This is a genomic window from Pararhodospirillum photometricum DSM 122 (assembly GCF_000284415.1).
Classification (GTDB): Bacteria; Pseudomonadota; Alphaproteobacteria; order Rhodospirillales; family Rhodospirillaceae; genus Pararhodospirillum; species Pararhodospirillum photometricum.
Window position 1 is genome coordinate 42,501 of sequence record NC_017059.1, and the last position, 19,188, is coordinate 61,688.

Genomic DNA, 19,188 nt, shown 5'->3' on the forward strand with positions numbered 1-19,188 from the left:
GACTTGGGGACCTTAGCTGGTGGTCTGGGTTGTTTCCCCTTTTGACCTAGGACGTTAGCACCCCTAAAGTCTGTCTGCCGGACTTAAAACTCTGCGGTATTCGGAGTTTGGTTAGGTTTGGTAACGAGAGGGCGCTAATCTCCAAAAGATGTCTCAGTTCGGATTGCACTCTGCAACTCGGGTGCATGAAGTCGGAATCGCTAGTAATCGTGGATCAGCATGCCACGGTGAATACGTTCCCGGGCCTTGTACACACCGCCCGTCACACCATGGGAGTTGGTTCTACCCGAAGACGGTCCGCTAACCGCAAGGAGGCAGCCGGCCACGGTAGGGTCAGCGACTGGGGTGAAGTCGTAACAAGGTAGCCGTAGGGGAACCTGCGGCTGGATCACCTCCTTTCAAGGACGATCTGGAGCAATCCCGATCTTCACTTGATCATGACTAAATCCGGTCTTGGTTTTTCTGGGGCCGTCCTCCCATCTCTTTCGGCGTTTATGTCTTTTGGGCAAGGCTTTGGGCCTGTAGCTCAGGTGGTTAGAGCGCACGCCTGATAAGCGTGAGGTCGGACGTTCAAGTCGTCCCAGGCCCACCAAAAGCAAGGGGTCTGGGGAAGCAAGCTTCCCCAGCCTTAATCTAGGCCGCAAGGCCTTGTCCCAACTAAAAGACAACGCCAAGAGATCAGAAACGCCCTTCGGGCGTCGCGTTTTCTGCTATTTGACATTGTAAAGAGGGTTTTGATGTCGTTCCGAACAGGGAACTGTTCGGAGCAATGGGAATTATGTACAAGCGCTGAGTATCTGCGCGTTTGGGGTCGGGTTGACCCCTGCGCGTTTTATCAAGCAAGAGAAGGGCATCTGGTGGATGCCTAGGCGTCAAGAGGCGATGAAGGACGTGGCACTCTGCGATAAGCCATGGGGAGCCGAGAGCAGGCTTTGATCCGTGGATTTCCGAATGGGGCAACCCACCCCTTTGGGGTATCCATTTCTGAATTCATAGGAAATGGAGGCGAACCCGGTGAACTGAAACATCTCAGTAACCGGAGGAAAGGACATCAACCGAGACTCCGTTAGTAGTGGCGAGCGAACGCGGACTAGCCCAGTGACTTGAAGTTTCTAACCAGAACGGCATGGAAAGGCCGGCCACAGCGGGTGACAGCCCCGTATGGGTGTTGAAGCTTTAAGTCCTTGAGTAGGGCGGGGCACGTGAAACCCTGTCTGAACATGGGGGGACCACCCTCCAAGGCTAAGTACTCCTTGACGACCGATAGTGAACCAGTACCGTGAGGGAAAGGTGAAAAGCACCCCGATGAGGGGAGTGAAACAGTTCCTGAAACCGGATGCCTACAAGCAGTCGGAGCTCCTTCGGGGGTGACGGCGTACCTTTTGTATAATGGGTCAGCGACTTAATCTGGCGAGCAAGCTTAAGCCGATAGGTGGAGGCGCAGCGAAAGCGAGTCTTAAGAGGGCGTCGAGTTCGTCGGATTAGACCCGAAACCGGGTGATCTAGCCATGGGCAGGTTGAAGGTGGAGTAACACCCACTGGAGGACCGAACCCACGTCTGTTGAAAAAGACGGGGATGACCTGTGGCTAGGGGTGAAAGGCCAATCAAACTCGGAAATAGCTGGTTCTCCCATCATCCGACGCGCTACCTAAATAGCTTTCGCGGAGAACCAGCTATTTCCGAGTTTGATTGGCCTTTCACCCCTAGCCACAGGTCATCCCCGTCTTTTTCAACAGACGTGGGTTCGGTCCTCCAGTGGGTGTTACTCCACCTTCAACCTGCCCATGGCTAGATCACCCGGTTTCGGGTCTAATCCGACGAACTCGACGCCCTCTTAAGACTCGCTTTCGCTGCGCCTCCACCTATCGGCTTAAGCTTGCTCGCCAGATTAAGTCGCTGACCCATTATACAAAAGGTACGCCGTCACCCCCGAAGGAGCTCCGACTGCTTGTAGGCATCCGGTTTCAGGAACTGTTTCACTCCCCTCATCGGGGTGCTTTTCACCTTTCCCTCACGGTACTGGTTCACTATCGGTCGTCAAGGAGTACTTAGCCTTGGAGGGTGGTCCCCCCATGTTCAGACAGGGTTTCACGTGCCCCGCCCTACTCAAGGACTTAAAGCTGCAACACCCATACGGGGCTGTCACCCGCTGTGGCCGGCCTTTCCATGCCGTTCTGGTTAGAAACTTCAAGTCACTGGGCTAGTCCGCGTTCGCTCGCCACTACTAACGGAGTCTCGGTTGATGTCCTTTCCTCCGGTTACTGAGATGTTTCAGTTCACCGGGTTCGCCTCCATTTCCTATGAATTCAGAAATGGATACCCCAAAGGGGTGGGCGCTATCATTGCTGTCCCTGACCTGCAAGGAGTTGCAAAGCAGGTTTCTGAAGACAATGTTGAAGAACCTCTCTATATATCACCAGTAGGTCCGATTGGAGCTTTGGATATTATTTTTGGACACGGTGCCGCGATTTCAGCTGGAAATATATTTATGGCTCATCGAACAGGTTTTTCCCCTAGAATATTAGGAAAAGCCTTGATGGCCGCTGGTTTTGAACCAGTTATCATCAGAAGATTAGAAAATTTCGAGCTTGTCGCGCACGCCCATTCCCCCTCTCTCTGACACCGACACCTCCTCCCTATGAACTATTTGTTTGTTCACCAGCATTTCCCAGGCCAGTATCAGCATATGGCTATATACTTGGCCCGCCAGCCGGGAAACCGGGTCGTTTTTTTGTCTCACGACAATATAAACCACCTTGAAGGGGTAGAGCGGGTCACGTATGAACCGTTTCGCCGGCCTAATCCCCAGATTCATCATTATCTGCATGATATTGAAGGGGGAGTGATCTATGGCCAGGGCGCCTATATGGCCGCCCTAGGTCTTAAGAACAGAGGATTTCATCCCGATATCATCATTGGTCACAATGGGTGGGGGGAGACTCTTTTCCTCAAAGACGTGTGGCCAGATAGTCCTCTTCTTTCATATTTTGAGTTTTTTATAGAGCTCGTGGCGCAGATCTCGATTTTGATCCCTCCTCTCCCTTGACACAAGACGACGCGCCGCGTGTGCGGATCAAAAATGCCACGAATTTGCTCGGTCTTGAGGTTGCCGACTGGGGACAGGTGCCGACCCAATGGCAATGGTCACTGTACCCGGAGTATGCTAGAAATAAGATCAGCATTATTCACGAAGGGATCGACACCCAACAGGCTCGTCCGGACCCTTGGCTTGGCTCCAACTTGGGCAAGCAGGGGCCTTGCGCCTGACAGCACGTGATGAAGTGATCACCTATGTTGCACGAAACTTGGAACCTTATCGGGGATTCCATGTTTTATGCGCGCTCTTCCAGAGATCCTCCGCCGACGTCCCAAAGCATATGTTCTTTTCCTTTTGGAAACAACAGCTAAACGGATCCGGGAAAAGGCCTTGACGCTGGAACGGGCGGGGAGTAGTTTCCTTGCCTTCCGGGTTGACCGCCCGGGTCGCTTCGTTGGCTTCAGCCGGTGTGGCAGTCCTGAAAAAAAGCGGTTGACACGGTGGGGCGGTGCTAGTAAAAACCGCCGCCTTGGTGACGACGAACGAAGCATCGGACGATGTGACGGTAGTCGAAACTAAGTGGTTAGTCAATATTGCCGGTTCGCCGGTCTGCTGTTTGACATTGTAAAAGAAAACGCGATCGAAAGAGATGGGCGGGCGGCTCTCGGGGGACCGGGGCTGTCGGAAGAGAGATCTTCCTCAACCGCTCATCTTGAGTAAGACGAAAAGAATATCGACTCGTTCGATACCTTTGAAGTTCTTATGGCCAAGTATAAGTGATTGAGAAAAGGCTCGGCTTTCGAGGTTAACTTGAGAGTTTGATCCTGGCTCAGGACGAACGCTGGCGGCAGGCCTAACACATGCAAGTCGAACGCATCCTTCGGGATGAGTGGCGCACGGGTGAGTAACACGTGGGAACGTACCTTGGAGTACGGAATAATCCTTGGAAACGAGGACTAATACCGTATACGCCCTTCGGGGGAAAGAATTTCGCTCCAAGATCGGCCCGCGTCCGATTAGCTAGTTGGCGGGGTAATGGCCCACCAAGGCGACGATCGGTAGCTGGTCTGAGAGGATGATCAGCCACACTGGGACTGAGACACGGCCCAGACTCCTACGGGAGGCAGCAGTGGGGAATATTGCGCAATGGGGGAAACCCTGACGCAGCCATGCCGCGTGAGTGAAGAAGGCCTTCGGGTTGTAAAGCTCTTTCGGGTGTGAAGATGATGACGGTAACACCAGAAGAAGCCCCGGCTAACTTCGTGCCAGCAGCCGCGGTAATACGAAGGGGGCAAGCGTTGTTCGGAATCACTGGGCGTAAAGAGCGCGTAGGCGGTTAGATCAGTCAGAGGTGAAAGCCCAGGGCTCAACCCTGGAAATGCCTTTGATACTGTCTAGCTTGAATCCGTGAGAGGGTGGTGGAATTCCCAGTGTAGGGGGGAGGTGAAATTCGTAGATATTGGGAGGAACACCAGTGGCGAAGGCGGCCACCTGCCAGATCTCTATGGGCTTGCCTGCCGCTTCATGGGCCGCGATCTTGTCCAGGCGGGCGGGGAAGTTTTTTTGAATGTCTCCGGTGCCTCGGCGTCCTGGGCATGATGGCGAGGGCGTGCTGATAACTTGCGGAATCCCATGGCACGCAGCTCCCGGCTGAGCGTCTGTTTGCTGATCGACACGCGGAATTCCTCACACAGTCCTTGCGCCAAATCGACCAACCGCCAGCGGACGATGCCATGGATGGCCGGGACTGGACCTGCTTCCACCCTCTCGGCCAAGGCTTGGCGTTGGGCTTCGTTGAGGATGGAGGGATTGCAAGGGGCCTTGGTCATTGATGGCCCAACCCAGTCCCGCAAAGTCTGCAATCCCATGGCTTCGAGCCGAGTTGCAACCGCCATAGCAAATCTTCCTCCGTTTGCCAAGTGAATCAGATTAGCGCCCTTTCAGGAAACCCTCTGTGAGTTTCCCTTACAAAAACGTGGTGTAAATTCTACTTGACAGAAAAATATATCTAATATATTCTAGTTTATCATGTCAAAAAATTAATTGCCAACAGGAGTTATCTGTGCAGCAAAATAATATTCAGCTTTTTGTTCCCAGTTTTCGGGTTCAAGAATGCCTTGATGAAATCCAAGTTTGCTTTGAAAAAGGCTGGACAGGTCTTGGATTTAAGACTGTAGAATTTGAAGAAGCTTGGAATAAGTATACCGGTCACAACCATTCTCATTTCCTGTCATCTGCCACAGCAGGGCTTCATCTATCTATAAAAATTTTCAAAGAAGTTTATGGGTGGGAAGATGGGGATGAAGTTATCTCTACTCCCATTACATTTGTTTCAACCAATCATGCTATTCGCTATGAGCGTCTTAAACCTGTTTTTTGTGACATTGACCAATATTTTTGTATAGACCCTAATAAACTCGAAGAAAAAATTACCAATAAAACTCGCGCTGTAATTTTTGTTGGTCTTGGTGGTTCCACAGGTCAACTTGAAGAAGTTATCGCTATATGCAAACGACGGAATATCAAGCTGATCCTTGACGCAGCGCATATGGCAGGTACTCGACTTAATGGAAAGGCACCAGGTAATCTTGCTGATGTAACGGTTTATTCTTTCCAAGCCGTCAAAAATCTACCGACAGCGGATTCTGGCATGATCTGCTTTAAAGATCCGGCTCTTGATGTGATCGTCCGCCAGCAAGCGTGGCTGGGTATTGATAAAGATACTTTTTCGCGATCAAGCGAGGGCGGCGCTTACAAATGGTTGTATTCGGTGCCCTACCTTGGCTATAAGTATCATGGTAACTCGATTATGGCTGCCATAGGCCTTGTTCAGCTTCGCTATCTCGATCAGGACAATGCCTATCGTCGCCAAATTGCCTATTGGTATGATAAAGCATTTGAAAATAATCCTCGTATCTCACGTATACCGATGCCCGTCGGCTGCGATTCTTCTCGTCATCTTTATCAGATACTTATTGATAATCGAGACGAAATGATGTTGGCTTTAAATAGCCAAGGGATCTATCCAGGTGTTCATTACCGAGACAACACAGAATACGAGATGTATGCTGATTGTGGCGATTGTCCTCACGCCGCCGAAGTTTCTCGGCATGTTATTTCTCTCCCAATGCATTTGAGGCTTGATTATGCCGACGTTCAACGGGTTGTAGAAGCAGTTACACGTGCCGTGAAATAAAGTCACAAAAAAATTAACCCAGTTTACTAGGGAATTATACATGCTTAGATCGAATCGTTTACTTTTGAGGGCTATCGAAGAGTCAGATCTGCCCATTATTTCTTTTTGGCGTAGCCAACCAGAAGTCTATGAATACTTCTACGAATATCTTCCAATTTCAGTTAGACAGCAAAAAAACTGGTACGAAAAGCAGCTCCAAGATTCAAGTGAGATAAATTTTGTTGTTGCAGACATCAAGACTGGAAAAGCTATTGGAACCGTTAGTATCTATCATATAGACAGGCGAAGCCGGAAGGCTGAATGGGGACGACTCATTATTGGAGATCCTTCCGCTCGTTCAGGGGGGAAAGGGGCTGAAATAGAAGCTCTTGTTCTTCAATACTCGTTTGAGCATCTCAATTTAAATAAGCTTTACTGTGAAGTTCTTTTACAGAACGAGAAGGTGGTGTCTTTGCATAAAAAATTCGGCTTTCACCATGAGGGCGTGCTGCGGCAACATGCCTTTAAGGCTGGAAAATACGAGGATGTCGTTATGCTGTCTATGCTCGCTGAAGAGTATTTCTTTAATAAAGATAAAGGAAAATTAGCTGAAATATTTACTCGGATGAATGGCAATATATAATATCAAATCACTTCTAAGCTTTAATTAGTGATGAGGATTTTATGCAAATAAAAACCTAACAAGAATACATAAAAATTGCTTAGATTTTCAGCTTTTCCACGGAGATATTAAATGAAAGTCAAAGATATTATTTCTAATAGCCAATGGTTTCCTCCTCGCAATTTTACAGGGGATACTATTCCTATTACAGTGATGATTCCTAATTACAACCGAGGATCCTCTGGATTATTTGAGGCTGCTATTCTTTCGATACTTTCGCAAACATTTAAAGAGTTTAACCTGATCCTCATTGAGGATGGATCAGACGACAACAGCATGGAAATAGTACGTAAATATATGGCTCTCGATGAGAGAGTTGGCTGTATTTACCATCCTCTTAATGTCGGTATTCCTGCGATTTCTGTTTATGAAGCGTACATCAAGACTAAAAGTGAATACATTTGCTTGGCCCAAAGAGCAAAATGGTTATCATCTGTAAACCAGTACAGAGGGACTTTTATGCGTTTTCCAAATTCGATCCAATCGGCATATCCTTTGAGACCGCGTGTGAAAATAACCGCAGTCGCTCCAACCATTTCTTCTGGTCTGCCCTTCCATGAAGCATAATCAATGACACGCACTCTTTGCGATATTTTCGCGGGCAAATAGTCAAAATAGAGGCTGCGAGACGGACCGTGGTCTGCTGTTACGACTAAAATTTGTCCATCACTGGGAATATCCGAGTTTATTTCAAGAGAAATTTCCGATGACTTTACGTAATCGTGCCACCAAAATTTGCTTTTGAAAGAACTACCTATTTCCTTGATAATAGACTGGCTAGTTTTGCTCATATCCTCGGGGATATAAGTTATATCATAATCTCCAAATAATTCGAGGCGAAGAAGTTCATTTCGGGGGCGGCGCATCCATTCTTCACACAACCACAGGCTCATGTGATGAACAGATCCAAGAGAATCTTTCAGGCGAGGGCCTTTCTCTAGGCAAACGCTGACATCAACTGGCTTAATTTCATAATGCTCGGCACAACGACGCCAATAATCCCAGTCATTCAATCGGGTAATGCTAATGTGCGGGTCAAAAAATCCTATTTTATCTATAACAGAACGATTTAGGATAACCGCAGGGTTAGGAATGAAATTATGGCTAATAAGCATGGTCTGAGGGGTTGGGGCAGAGCCAAATTTATGATGCTGAATCAAAACCCCTGGACGACGTCCTCTCTCTTGAAATTCAACATGACCATAGACGATTTTTCCTAGCTCAGACTGAGCTGCATTATAGAGATCCTCTAGCGCATTGGGATAGAAATCATTGTCATTAAAACACAAGCAAATGTATTCACTTTTAGTCTTGATGTACGCTTCATAAACAGAAATCGCAGGAATACCGACATTAAGAGGATGGTAAATACAGCCAACTCTCTCATCGAGAGCCATATATTTACGTACTATTTCCATGCTGTTGTCGTCTGATCCATCCTCAATGAGGATCAGGTTAAACTCTTTAAATGTTTGCGAAAGTATCGAAAGAATAGCAGCCTCAAATAATCCAGAGGATCCTCGGTTGTAATTAGGAATCATCACTGTAATAGGAATAGTATCCCCTGTAAAATTGCGAGGAGGAAACCATTGGCTATTAGAAATAATATCTTTGACTTTCATTTAATATCTCCGTGGAAAAGCTGAAAATCTAAGCAATTTTTATGTATTCTTGTTAGGTTTTTATTTGCATAAAATCCTCATCACTAATTAAAGCTTAGAAGTGATTTGATATTATATATTGCCATTCAGCCTCTTGACGCCTAGGCATCCACCAGATGCCCTTCTCTTGCTTGATAAAACGCGCAGGGGTCAACCCGACCCAAACGACGCAGATACTCAGCGCTTGTACATAATTCCCACTTGCTCCGAACAGTTCCCTGTTCGGAACGACATCAAAACCCTCTTTACAATGTCAAATAGCAGAAAACGCGACGCCCGAAGGGCGTTTCTGATCTCTTGGCGTTGTCTTTTAGTTGGGACAAGGCCTTGCGGCCTAGATTAAGGCTGGGGAAGCTTGCTTCCCCAGACCCCTTGCTTTTGGTGGGCCTGGGACGACTTGAACGTCCGACCTCACGCTTATCAGGCGTGCGCTCTAACCACCTGAGCTACAGGCCCAACGCCTTGCCCAAAAGACATAAACGCCGAAAGAGATGGGAGGACGGCCCCAGAAAAACCAAGACCGGATTTAGTCATGATCAAGTGAAGATCGGGATTGCTCCAGATCGTCCTTGAAAGGAGGTGATCCAGCCGCAGGTTCCCCTACGGCTACCTTGTTACGACTTCACCCCAGTCGCTGACCCTACCGTGGCCGGCTGCCTCCTTGCGGTTAGCGGACCGTCTTCGGGTAGAACCAACTCCCATGGTGTGACGGGCGGTGTGTACAAGGCCCGGGAACGTATTCACCGTGGCATGCTGATCCACGATTACTAGCGATTCCGACTTCATGCACCCGAGTTGCAGAGTGCAATCCGAACTGAGACATCTTTTGGAGATTAGCGCCCTCTCGCGAGGTGGCGACCCATTGTAGATGCCATTGTAGCACGTGTGTAGCCCAGCCCGTAAGGGCCATGAGGACTTGACGTCATCCCCACCTTCCTCCGGCTTGTCACCGGCAAACCCAGACCACCAGCTAAGGTCCCCAAGTCACGGCTAAGTGGGAAAGGATGTGGGACGGCCATAACAACCAGGAGGTTGGCTTAGAAGCAGCCATCCTTTAAAGAAAGCGTAACAGCTCACTGGTCTAATAGCTATCCTGCGCCGAAGATGTACCGGGGCTCAAGCCGTGCACCGAAGCTGTGGATTTCATCGATAAGATGAAGTGGTAGCGGAGCGTTCCGTACGCCTGTGAAGGTGGTCCGTGAGGACTGCTGGAGGTATCGGAAGTGAGAATGCTGACATGAGTAGCGAAAAGAAGTGTGAGAAACACTTCCGCCGAAAGCCCAAGGGTTCCTGCGCAAGGTTAATCCGCGCAGGGTGAGCCGGTCCCTAAGCCGAGGGCGAAAGCCGTAGGCGATGGCAATCAGGTTAATAGTCCTGAGCTCGTGGAGGGTGACGCCTTCTGGACGTTGTCTGATCTTATCGGATTGATCAGGCCGCCAAGGAAGGCCAGGAAATAGCCCCACGTATGAACCGTACCCCAAACCGACACAGGTGGGCTGGTAGAGTATACCAAGGCGCTTGAGAGAATGGTGTTGAAGGAACTAGGCAAAATGCCCCCGTAACTTCGGGAGAAGGGGGCCCTCGTCTTGGGCAACCAGGGCGAGGGGGCACAGACCAGGGGGTGGCGACTGTTTACTAAAAACACAGGGCTCTGCGAAGTCGCAAGACGACGTATAGGGTCTGACGCCTGCCCGGTGCCGGAAGGTTAAGAGGAGAGGTTAACGCTTTGAATCGAAGCCCCGGTAAACGGCGGCCGTAACTATAACGGTCCTAAGGTAGCGAAATTCCTTGTCGGGTAAGTTCCGACCTGCACGAATGGCGTAACTGCCCTCCTTGATCACGACGATCAACTTACCCCTGATGCTCTGTTCGAAATCGCGCTTGCCGTACTTAATCATGCCCCAGACGCTGTCTACTCGGATGAAGACAAGATGAGCGTCGAAGGACGTCTTTTTGATGCTACTTTTAAACCTGATTGGTCGCCTGAGTTCCTAACAAGTACAATGTACATAGGCCACCTAACCGCCTATCGCACGGCTATCGTGCGTAAAATAGGCGGCTTCCGTAGCGATTTTGATGGTACGCAAGATTACGATTTAGCATTGCGTGTTGCTCAAGTCACAAATCGTTTTATTCATATTCCAAAGATTCTTTACCATTGGGTGGCCATTCCTGGTTCAACCGCTGATGTTTTGTCGGCGAAAAGCTACGCGATAGAGCGACAAAAAAAAGCCATTACTGAATTTGTTGAAAAAAATGCTAAGACCTCCTTTGAGGTTATGCCTCACTATTCTACGGGTAATTGGCGGGTTGTATATTCTCCTCCCTCTCCCCCCCTCTTGTCAGTATTATCATACCAAGTGCTGGACGTATGGGAGATATCTTCGGATTTCAAGTTGATCTTCTGAAGAACTGTGTCATGAGCCTTATTGGTAGCGAATCTTACGAAAATTATGAAATAATAATTGTTCATAATGGCGAGCTTAGTAAATCGACATTAATGTTTTTAAAAAACATTCCAAATGTTATGGATGTTAACTGCAATGTTAAAAATTTTAATTTTTCTGAAAGAGTTAACATTGGCGTTTCTTATGCGCGCGGCGAATACATCCTTCTTCTCAATGATGACATCCAGGCTCGTTCACAAAATTTCTCCGGGACATGGTGGGGCTTGCTTCCCAACCTGGCATCGGCATCGTCGGTCCACGCCTCCTCTTTGCGAATGAGGGTCCCGGACCCGGATCACGGGCCGCGGTTAGACATCAGGAGACGGAAGGGCGGTATTTCAAGGATGGCTCCACGAAAGCTGGCGCCTTCGCTTCAAAGCCTCCCGCCTATCCTACACATCCATCGCCTAATGCCACTGCGAAGTTGTAGTAAAGGTTCATGGGGTCTTTCCGTCTGGCCGTGGGAACTCCGCATCTTCACGGAGAATTCAATTTCGCTGAGTTGGTGTTGGAGACAGCGGGGAAGTCGTTACGCCATTCGTGCAGGTCGGAACTTACCCGACAAGGAATTTCGCTACCTTAGGACCGTTATAGTTACGGCCGCCGTTTACCGGGGCTTCGATTCAAAGCGTTAACCTCTCCTCTTAACCTTCCGGCACCGGGCAGGCGTCAGACCCTATACGTCGTCTTGCGACTTCGCAGGGCCCTGTGTTTTTAGTAAACAGTCGCCACCCCCTGGTCTGTGCCCCCTCGCCCTGGTTGCCCAAGACGAGGGCCCCCTTCTCCCGAAGTTACGGGGGCATTTTGCCTAGTTCCTTCAACACCATTCTCTCAAGCGCCTTGGTATACTCTACCAGCCCACCTGTGTCGGTTTGGGGTACGGTTCATACGTGGGGCTATTTCCTGGCCTTCGTTAGCTGCCCGGTCAATCCGATAAGACCAGACAACGTCCAGAAGGCGTCACCCTCCACGAGCTCAGGACTATTAACCTGATTGCCATCGCCTACGGCTTTCGCCCTCGGCTTAGGGACCGGCTCACCCTGCGCGGATTAACCTTGCGCAGGAACCCTTGGGCTTTCGGCGGAAGTGTTTCTCACACTTCTTTTCGCTACTCATGTCAGCATTCTCACTTCCGATACCTCCAGCAGTCCTCACGGACCACCTTCACAGGCGTACGGAACGCTCCGCTACCACTTCATCTTATTCGGGTAGAACCAACTCCCATGGTGTGACGGGCCTTGTACACACCGCCCGTCACACCATGGGAGTTGGTTCTACCCGAAGACGGTCCGCTAACCGCAAGGAGGCAGCCGGCCACGGTAGGGTCAGCGACTGGGGTGAAGTCGTAACAAGGTAGCCGTAGGGGAACCTGCGGCTGGATCACCTCCTTTCAAGGACGATCTGGAGCAATCCCGATCTTCACTTGATCATGACTAAATCCGGTTCTGGTTTTTCTAGGGCCGTCCTCCCATCTCTTTCGGCGTTTATGTCTTTTGGGCAAGGCTTTGGGCCTGTAGCTCAGGTGGTTAGAGCGCACGCCTGATAAGCGTGAGGTCGGACGTTCAAGTCGTCCCAGGCCCACCAAAAGCAAGGGGTCTGGGGAAGCTCGCTTCCCCAGCCTTAATCTAGGCCGCAAGGCCTTGTCCCAACTAAAAGACAACGCCAAGAGATCAGAAACCGCCCTAACGGGCGGTCGCGTTTTCTGCTATTTGACATTGTAAAGAGGGTTTTGATGTCGTTCCGAGCAGGGAACTGTTCGGAGCAATGGGAATTATGTACAAGCGCTGAGTATCTGCGCGTTTGGGGTCGGGTTGACCCCTGCGCGTTTTATCAAGCAAGAGAAGGGCATCTGGTGGATGCCTAGGCGTCAAGAGGCGATGAAGGACGTGGCACTCTGCGATAAGCCATGGGGAGCCGAGAGCAGGCTTTGATCCGTGGATTTCCGAATGGGGCAACCCACCCCTTTGGGGTATCCATTTCTGAATTCATAGGAAATGGAGGCGAACCCGGTGAACTGAAACATCTCAGTAACCGGAGGAAAGGACATCAACCGAGACTCCGTTAGTAGTGGCGAGCGAACGCGGACTAGCCCAGTGACTTGAAGTTTCTAACCAGAACGGCATGGAAAGGCCGGCCATAGCGGGTGACAGCCCCGTATGGGTGTTGAACCTTTAAGTCCTTGAGTAGGGCGGGGCACGTGAAACCCTGTCTGAACATGGGGGGGACCACCCTGCAGGCGGCACGGGCCGGCCCCTCCTCGGCGTCGGCGCCGTCACGGGGGGGGCCGTCGACCAGCGGCGAGACGAAGGCCGACGCGGCCAGCCCTCCCCACCCCACGGCGACGATGGCACCGCTCGCCTGTGCCTCGCCCAGCCAGACCAGGGGCAAGTCGGTGAGTTGGGCCAGGGGCGGACAAAACTCGTGAGCCAGGGCCGATAGCCCGGAGCCTCGCACCAGAGCCGCATCCAGCGCCGCCTCCAGGTCCTTGAGGCCATCGGCCAGCACAACCGCCGACACATCGCGCAACGTGACAAGGCGTAAGGCGTCGGGTCCCTCGCCGGTCTCGATCACACACACGCGCACCGACACGCGCCGGCCCGAGGCCCGGTGGCCCGTCACCACGCGCGATACCCCTTCGGGCAGGGCGAGAACCCCGGGGACCAGGGCCTCCACGGATTGGCCCCGGGCCTGGACGGGGTCGAGATCGAACAACACCTGAGCCCCGGCCGACACATCCACGATCGTCCCTTGGCCATCAATGACGATCAGGCCATCACACAAGGCGGTGAGGACGGCTGCCGACACCCGCTCCAGGGCCGGGGCAAGGGCATCGTCGGACGGCTCGACAGCGCCGCGCGAGACGCGGCGGCGCCAACTCATCAAGGCAGCTGTGACCAGGGCGCCGGTGGCGGCGCCCAGGGCGAGGAAAGGGCCTGAAGGGGCTGGGTCGAGAAAAATCATCAACAACGCTCATCTGCCGACCGAGGTCGGGGGAGAACCAGGGGGCTTCGTCCATTGTGGCCCGGACAGGGACCAGGACGCAAAGCGTTTCCGCCCCAGGGCAGGCGGGTAACGCAGAGAAAGGACGGGCTGGGGAGGCCCCTCCTCGTTCCCTGGGGTTGGCCCCTACTTGGTGGTCGCGACAAAGACGCCGTCCCAGGTCTCGCCCGGGGGCGAGGCCTCGTAGCTGTCGAGGCGCTGGGCATAGAGATCCAGGAAACCTTTAAGACGGTAGCGCCCCTCGACGCCGCGCAACAACTCCAACAGCCGCCGGGCTTCCGCCCAGGCCTGGGCCCGGTAGGCGACCAGCAAGGCGTCGGCGGTTTGGCGGGTTTCGCGAAACGCCGTGGTGGCGGCCAGGGCCTCGTCGCCGATCAGGCCGAAAATGCGCACCGGCACGGTCTTGCCCTTCACCCGGATCAGATCGAGTTCCAGCAAGGCCATGTCAGCAACCTGACCCGCGGTGGCCTCGCCCAGCACCGTGGTCACGCCATAGGTCTTGGACTGGCCCTCCAGGCGTGAGGCCAAGTTCACGGTGTCGCCCAGGACCGAATAGTCAAAGCGCTGGTCCGAGCCCATGTTGCCCACGCAGACCATGCCGGAATTAAGACCAATGCCGATGTTGATGGGGATATGGCGCCGGTTGGTCTCGCGGGCTTCTTGTTCCAGACCGGCGTTGACCTCGATCAGGCGCTCGACCATGGCGAGGGCGGAATGGGCGGCATGGCGAGCGTGCTCGGGATCATCCAACGGCGCATTCCAAAACGCCATGATGCAGTCGCCCATGTATTTGTCGATGGTTCCCTGCCGGGCCAAGATGACATCGGTCATGGGGGTCAGGAAACGGTTGATCAACCGGGTCAGGCCCTCGGCGTCGAATTGCTCGGAGATGGTGGTGAACCCGCGCACGTCACAAAACATCAAGGTCATGTCGCGCATTTCCCCGCCCAGCTTGAGACGCGAGGGATCCGCCGCCAGGCGCGCCACCAGGGCGGGCGACATATAGCGGGAAAAGGCATCGCGCACTTGGCGGCGCTCTGCTTCCTCGCGGGTATAGCCGGCATAGGTCAGGTACAAATAAAGCGCCAGCGAGACCAAGCCAGGAAACACCGGATCATACAACTGAAGGTGCTCTCTAAACAGCCAAAACGACGCTGCCCCAGTTCCGAGAACCAAAGAAATCAGCAGCGCCAAGGTCCAGCGCGCCCCGATCATGGGAACCAGCACGATCAAGATCAGCCCTACGCCCAACGTGCCCCAGGCCTCGAGATCAACGGCATTGCGCGGCCGCTTGAGGGTCTGGCCTGTCAACAGGTTTTCCAGGATATTGGCGTGCACTTCGACCCCGGGCAAGAAGGTCTCGGTGGGGGTGGTCTTGATATCGAGCAGCCCCACCGCCGAGGTGCCGATCAAAACAAAGCGATTGGTAAAGCGCTCCGGCGGCACCGCCCCCCTTAGGACATCCACCGCGCTCACGTACTTTTCCCTGTCGAACCGGGAAAAATAAACGTGAAAGCGTCCGGCCTCATCAAGGGGAATTTCGAGCGAACTGACCTGCCCCGTGGGCAACCGGGTTCGCAGGACCATGTCTTGGATGCCCTCGACGGTGCCCTGGCGCTTGGCACGCAACAAGATATTGCTGGCGCCCATCGCGACACGCAGCATTTCAACAGACAAGGCGGGATAAATCAAACCGTCGCGCTCGACCTTCACGGCCATGGGCACGCGGCGCACGATGCCGTCCAGTTCTCCCTCGACAATGAACACCCCGCGCCCCCTGGCCTTGGCGTCCAGAACCGGGAGATTGTAGAGCATCCGCTGGTGATCGCGGAGATACCCCATGACGCCATGCCCCAGGGTTGCGATCGAAGACTGGGGCTTCTCAAACCCTTGCGGTGCCGCGCCGCTTGACGAGGGCGCCATCCCCAAGACCACCCGCGCCTTGCCCAGGGACTCGGCAAAGGTTTGGTCGTTGTCGGGCAAGGTGGCAAGACGGGCGCGAATATCGGGATCGGCTCCCACCAAGCCTTCGACAAAGCGCCCGGGTGAAGTGCGATCCGGCTCGGGGAAAATCACGTCGAAGCCGATCACCAGGGGGTGAGCCGCTTGGAGGCGATCGACAAGCTGGGCCATCAAGGTACGGGGCCACGGCCACTGTCCCATTTCCTGCAAGGACCGGTCGTCAATGTCCACGATGGTGACCAGTGGCCTGTCCACCGTGCGCGGATGGATCCTTTGATAAAAATCGAACGTCTTGGAGCGCAAGAACTCAACCGGTGCCGGATCCACCAAGCGCAACACAACAGCAGAGCACAGCATGAGAAAAGCCCAGACCCGCGCCGAGGTGACCACGTCACGCCACGACACTTTCTTGCCCGGCTGGCGCTTCCCGAAGGCTGCGCGCACGAGTCTGACCAGCAGCCCTCCAAAACGTTCCGGCGTTTTGGCGTCGTCCCGACTCATGAGTGTTTCCCCTTCGGTATCGTCTTCGGCCCTCTACCTCCCTTCTACCATAATTCCGAGGGATTTGCCGCGTTCCTTCTTGAGCCCGGCCGGCTCTTTCGCCGTTTACCCCCGTGGAAGGAGGTGAAAAAGTGTGGCCACTCTTGCTCTCACGGCCATTGTGTATACACTTGCTCCTGGGTGGTGAAGGAACGCTTCCCACGATGACACCAGATCAGGAGTGGGCGGTCCAACATGTCCCTGGCGACGATTCTTGGCGTACTATCCGGCTTTGGCCTTTTCATCCTGTCCGTTGTCCTCGCCACGAATAACTATGCGACCTTCCTCGATCTTCCCAGCTTCATCATGGTGCTGGGCGGTACGTTCGCGGCGACCTTTGTTTCCTACGAGCCACGCTACGTCTTCAGCGCGCTCAAGGTCATCGGCAGCATCCTTTTTCGCAGCGAGATCTCGCGCGGCATCCTGACCCACGAGGTCGGGCGCATCATCCGTTGGGGCTATGTCATTCAAAAGAACGGCATGCCCGGCCTGGAAAGCGACGCCGGCAAGGTCCGCCGCCAAGACAGCTTTCTCGCCTTTGGCATTGATCTCGTCATCTCCGGCTACTCCGGGCAGGAGGTGCGGGAAATCCTGGCCAACACTGTGGAAAGCAACTTCCAGCGCCAGACCGTTCCCGTGGCCATCTTGCGCAACATGGGCGCCACCGCGCCGGCCTTTGGCATGATTGGCACCCTGGTCGGTCTGATCATCATGCTCGACCACATGGGGCAAGATCCCTCCTCCATGGGCCCGGGTCTGGCGGTCGCCCTGGTAACCACGCTGTACGGCGTTTTGGCCCAGCGGCTGATTTTCCTGCCGGCGGCCTCCAAGATCCGCCAGCGTGAGGAAATTATCCGCTTTCGAAACTACTTGGTGGCCGAGGGACTGGCCCTGCTGGCCGAGCGTAAAAGCCCCCGCTACATCCAAGACCGCATGAACAGTTACCTGGATCCGGCCATTCACTTCAGCATTGACCGCATGCGCGGCCGCGAGGCGCGCAACGAGGAGTAAACGCTCATGATGTTTGGCGGCGGCGGCAGCAAGTGGAGTTCGGGCGAAACCGAAGAAGACGATACGGATTCGTGGGTCGTGACTTTTGCCGACATGTCCACCTTGCTTTTGGCCTTCTTCATCCTGCTGGCCTCCATCTCCAAGGTGGATGCGGTCTTGTTCGAGCAGGTCAAGGCCGGCATTCAAGAAGGGGTTGGCAAGCGCGAAGTCAAAAAGCCGATCGAAGAATTGAAAAAAGACACCGGCGAAGTGATTAAAGCCCTCCAGGTGGAAGATGTGGTGGGGCTGGGCCAAGACCAGGACGGCGTGGTCATCGAATTCGCCTCCAGCGCCTTCTATACCCCAGGCTCCGCCGACATCCGTGCCGAAGCCCTGCCCGTCTTGGAGCAGATTATCGCCACCTTGAACGAACCGCGCTACCAGGGCTTCCAGATCGAGGTCCAGGGGCATACCGACGACACCCCGATCAATACCGCTCAGTTTCCCTCCAACTGGGAACTGGCCGGAGCACGCGCCACCGGCGTTCTGCGCTTCATGCTCGACCAAGGCGTGAGCAAGGAGCGGGTGCTGGCCGTCTCTTATGCCGACGTGGCGCCCAAGGTCCCCAACCGCACCCCCGAGGGCCAAGCCATCCCCCTCAACCAGGAACTCAACCGCCGCATCGCCGTGCGCATTTTCCCCAAAAACCAGTTCTAAACCTTTCCCCGCCCCCAAAAGACGAGGGGTCTGGGAGGCCGCGCCTCCCCAGCCTTCGTCTTACTTAACATGACGCGTTATAACACATCAGTAATTCTCTCAAAAAAGGAGACTGTTCATAATCATGATTTATTAGTCATAATAAATTCTGTTAAAATTAAATATAATTTTTCAAATGTTACAATACATTAATAGAGCAATATTTTTATTTTTGAAAATACCTTAAGAAATTTAAATACTTTCTGGGAAAGTTTCTGAACCTTTTTGGGAAAAACTAATAATACTTTGAACGTAGCGGGGTGATATAGGAGGACGACATGGATGAAGAATCACACCTCCCATGTTGTCTAGATCGACCCGGGCTTCTGGATACACTTGAAGAGCAAACGGAGGTTTTCCAAAAAAGTACGGCGAAACTGGCTCATGGGGGTTTTATCGTCAAAGCCCGNTCCAAATTGTCCACGGAGAGACGCCCACCCTATTGTGGTTGGGTGCTGCAGAACATGTAGACGATAAGCAAGCCATATATAAATATCTAAGGCAAGAGAACGATTAGCTAAAGTTCGCACAGCAGATTCAAGAACGGGAACGGCATGTTGTTTAAGGCTACGAAAAAAATCGTCCGATAGTATAGCTGTCTGTGTCCAAAGCCTTTTTTGGCGACCATCATCTGTCATTTCACTAAGACAAAGTCCACCTTCTACAAAGTTTGAATTTTTAAAAGCTTCGCCACCCCGTTCATCCCAAAAAAAGTGAGCGAACATAATGAGAGACGCATTGCTTGTTCATCGATCAAGCGATAGCTTTTACCACCAACAGAAATTCCCATACGAGTCATCCAGGCAGCCATTGATCCTCCAAGTTCTACTTCCGGAGATCCTGTCTTAAGAGCTTCCGTCTGTAGATACAGGAGTATCATTCTTGCTCTTGACCCATAGGGAAGACCTATAGGTTGTCCTGCACGATTATAACCTGG

Annotated in this window: 11 protein-coding genes, 3 tRNA genes, 4 pseudogenes and 13 other annotated features (1 of these 31 cut by a window edge); of the genes and pseudogenes, 12 read left to right on the top strand and 6 right to left on the bottom strand. The window is 52.8% G+C overall.

Going from position 1 to position 19,188, the window contains the following annotated elements:
* Nucleotides 1-2,659, bottom strand: a sequence feature (most likely nonfunctional fraction of RNA operon) (it extends 1,753 nt beyond the left edge of the window).
* Nucleotides 254-386: a sequence feature (16S ribosomal RNA rRNA prediction is too short), on the top strand. It overlaps the preceding feature by 133 nt.
* The 3 genes and pseudogenes from RSPPHO_RS20640 (at nt 516) to RSPPHO_RS21825 (ending at nt 3,268) form a co-directional block, all read left to right on the top strand.
* Nucleotides 516-592 (top strand) — tRNA-Ile (locus RSPPHO_RS20640).
* Nucleotides 849-1,342, top strand: a sequence feature (23S ribosomal RNA rRNA prediction is too short).
* Nucleotides 1,350-1,642: a sequence feature (23S ribosomal RNA rRNA prediction is too short), on the top strand.
* Entirely contained in the window at nt 2,244-2,621 is a 378-nt protein-coding gene (locus RSPPHO_RS20645) for a hypothetical protein (protein ID WP_162138069.1), read from the top strand.
* 28 nt (nt 2,660-2,687) lie before the next feature.
* A pseudogene (locus tag RSPPHO_RS21825) lies at nt 2,688-3,268 on the top strand (hypothetical protein).
* A 576-nt stretch (nt 3,269-3,844) separates the two neighbouring features.
* Nucleotides 3,845-4,584: a sequence feature (16S ribosomal RNA rRNA prediction is too short), on the top strand.
* A 19-nt stretch (nt 4,585-4,603) separates the two neighbouring features.
* On the opposite strand, the pseudogene RSPPHO_RS21830 reads toward RSPPHO_RS21825, so the two are convergent.
* Nucleotides 4,604-4,933 (bottom strand): annotated as a pseudogene (locus tag RSPPHO_RS21830) (helix-turn-helix domain-containing protein); the annotation flags it as partial.
* 167 nt (nt 4,934-5,100) lie between these two features.
* On the opposite strand from RSPPHO_RS21830, the gene RSPPHO_RS17300 reads away from it, so the two are divergent.
* The 3 genes and pseudogenes from RSPPHO_RS17300 to RSPPHO_RS21835 all read left to right on the top strand — a co-directional run.
* Nucleotides 5,101-6,234: a DegT/DnrJ/EryC1/StrS family aminotransferase gene (locus RSPPHO_RS17300; RefSeq protein ID WP_157879023.1), complete on the top strand. Its 1,134-nt coding sequence runs from the start codon at nt 5,101-5,103 to the stop codon at nt 6,232-6,234.
* Nucleotides 6,235-6,274: 40 nt separating this feature from the next.
* On the top strand, nt 6,275-6,856 hold the full coding sequence (pseH, locus tag RSPPHO_RS18495) for a UDP-4-amino-4,6-dideoxy-N-acetyl-beta-L-altrosamine N-acetyltransferase (protein WP_081581595.1): 582 nt from the start codon (nt 6,275-6,277) through the stop codon (nt 6,854-6,856).
* 192 nt (nt 6,857-7,048) lie between these two features.
* Nucleotides 7,049-7,240 (top strand): annotated as a pseudogene (locus RSPPHO_RS21835) (glycosyltransferase); the annotation flags it as partial.
* Between the two features lie 20 nt (nt 7,241-7,260).
* On the opposite strand, the gene RSPPHO_RS18505 reads toward RSPPHO_RS21835, so the two are convergent.
* On the bottom strand, nt 7,261-8,517 hold the full coding sequence (locus RSPPHO_RS18505; protein WP_014413251.1) for a glycosyltransferase family 2 protein: 1,257 nt from the start codon (nt 8,515-8,517) through the stop codon (nt 7,261-7,263).
* Between the two features lie 418 nt (nt 8,518-8,935).
* Nucleotides 8,936-9,012: transfer RNA gene (locus tag RSPPHO_RS00155), tRNA-Ile, on the bottom strand.
* 129 nt (nt 9,013-9,141) lie between these two features.
* Nucleotides 9,142-9,274, bottom strand: a sequence feature (16S ribosomal RNA rRNA prediction is too short).
* Between the two features lie 62 nt (nt 9,275-9,336).
* Nucleotides 9,337-9,432: a sequence feature (16S ribosomal RNA rRNA prediction is too short), on the bottom strand.
* 84 nt (nt 9,433-9,516) lie between these two features.
* Nucleotides 9,517-9,717 (top strand) — a sequence feature (23S ribosomal RNA rRNA prediction is too short).
* A 76-nt stretch (nt 9,718-9,793) separates the two neighbouring features.
* Nucleotides 9,794-10,418, top strand: a sequence feature (23S ribosomal RNA rRNA prediction is too short).
* 69 nt (nt 10,419-10,487) lie between these two features.
* Here RSPPHO_RS00155 and RSPPHO_RS19525 point away from each other — a divergent pair.
* The 4 genes and pseudogenes from RSPPHO_RS19525 to RSPPHO_RS20400 all read left to right on the top strand — a co-directional run bounded on the left by RSPPHO_RS19525 (nt 10,488) and on the right by RSPPHO_RS20400 (nt 13,940).
* Complete coding sequence (locus tag RSPPHO_RS19525; RefSeq protein WP_157879024.1) at nt 10,488-10,964, top strand: glycosyltransferase family protein; 477 nt, start codon at nt 10,488-10,490, stop codon at nt 10,962-10,964.
* A pseudogene (locus RSPPHO_RS21840) lies at nt 10,928-11,134 on the top strand (hypothetical protein); the annotation flags it as partial. The gene RSPPHO_RS19525 and the pseudogene RSPPHO_RS21840, both read left to right, overlap by 37 nt.
* A gap of 147 nt (nt 11,135-11,281) precedes the next feature.
* Nucleotides 11,282-11,421 (bottom strand) — a sequence feature (23S ribosomal RNA rRNA prediction is too short).
* Nucleotides 11,422-11,493: 72 nt separating this feature from the next.
* Nucleotides 11,494-12,119, bottom strand: a sequence feature (23S ribosomal RNA rRNA prediction is too short).
* 90 nt (nt 12,120-12,209) lie between these two features.
* Nucleotides 12,210-12,381 (top strand) — a sequence feature (16S ribosomal RNA rRNA prediction is too short).
* Between the two features lie 129 nt (nt 12,382-12,510).
* Nucleotides 12,511-12,587: transfer RNA gene (locus RSPPHO_RS00165), tRNA-Ile, on the top strand.
* Nucleotides 12,588-12,876: 289 nt separating this feature from the next.
* Nucleotides 12,877-13,246 (top strand) — a sequence feature (23S ribosomal RNA rRNA prediction is too short).
* 433 nt (nt 13,247-13,679) lie between these two features.
* The gene (locus RSPPHO_RS20400; protein ID WP_069187533.1) at nt 13,680-13,940 is read left to right on the top strand and encodes a hypothetical protein; all 261 of its coding nucleotides are present in this window, start codon (nt 13,680-13,682) and stop codon (nt 13,938-13,940) included.
* A gap of 189 nt (nt 13,941-14,129) precedes the next feature.
* On the opposite strand, the gene RSPPHO_RS00175 is transcribed toward RSPPHO_RS20400, so the two are convergent.
* On the bottom strand, nt 14,130-16,466 hold the full coding sequence (locus tag RSPPHO_RS00175) for a CHASE2 domain-containing protein (RefSeq protein WP_014413267.1): 2,337 nt from the start codon (nt 16,464-16,466) through the stop codon (nt 14,130-14,132).
* 234 nt (nt 16,467-16,700) lie between these two features.
* Here RSPPHO_RS00175 and RSPPHO_RS00180 point away from each other — a divergent pair, with 234 nt between their 5' ends.
* Together RSPPHO_RS00180 and RSPPHO_RS00185 are read left to right on the top strand one after the other, a co-directional pair.
* Complete coding sequence (locus RSPPHO_RS00180; RefSeq protein ID WP_014413268.1) at nt 16,701-17,516, top strand: motility protein A; 816 nt, start codon at nt 16,701-16,703, stop codon at nt 17,514-17,516.
* 6 nt (nt 17,517-17,522) lie between these two features.
* Nucleotides 17,523-18,212 (top strand): OmpA/MotB family protein, encoded by a 690-nt coding sequence (locus RSPPHO_RS00185; protein WP_014413269.1) that lies wholly within the window; start codon nt 17,523-17,525, stop codon nt 18,210-18,212.
* Nucleotides 18,213-18,559: 347 nt separating this feature from the next.
* Here the strand turns inward: RSPPHO_RS00185 and RSPPHO_RS21845 are convergent, their stop codons facing one another.
* Both RSPPHO_RS21845 and RSPPHO_RS20335 read right to left on the bottom strand, forming a co-directional pair.
* The gene (locus tag RSPPHO_RS21845; protein WP_081581596.1) at nt 18,560-18,976 is read right to left on the bottom strand and encodes a replication protein RepA; all 417 of its coding nucleotides are present in this window, start codon (nt 18,974-18,976) and stop codon (nt 18,560-18,562) included.
* On the bottom strand, nt 18,913-19,131 hold the full coding sequence (locus RSPPHO_RS20335; protein WP_081581597.1) for a replication initiation protein: 219 nt from the start codon (nt 19,129-19,131) through the stop codon (nt 18,913-18,915). Before RSPPHO_RS20335 ends, RSPPHO_RS21845 begins: the two co-directional genes overlap by 64 nt.
* Between the last annotated feature and the right edge of the window lie 57 nt (nt 19,132-19,188).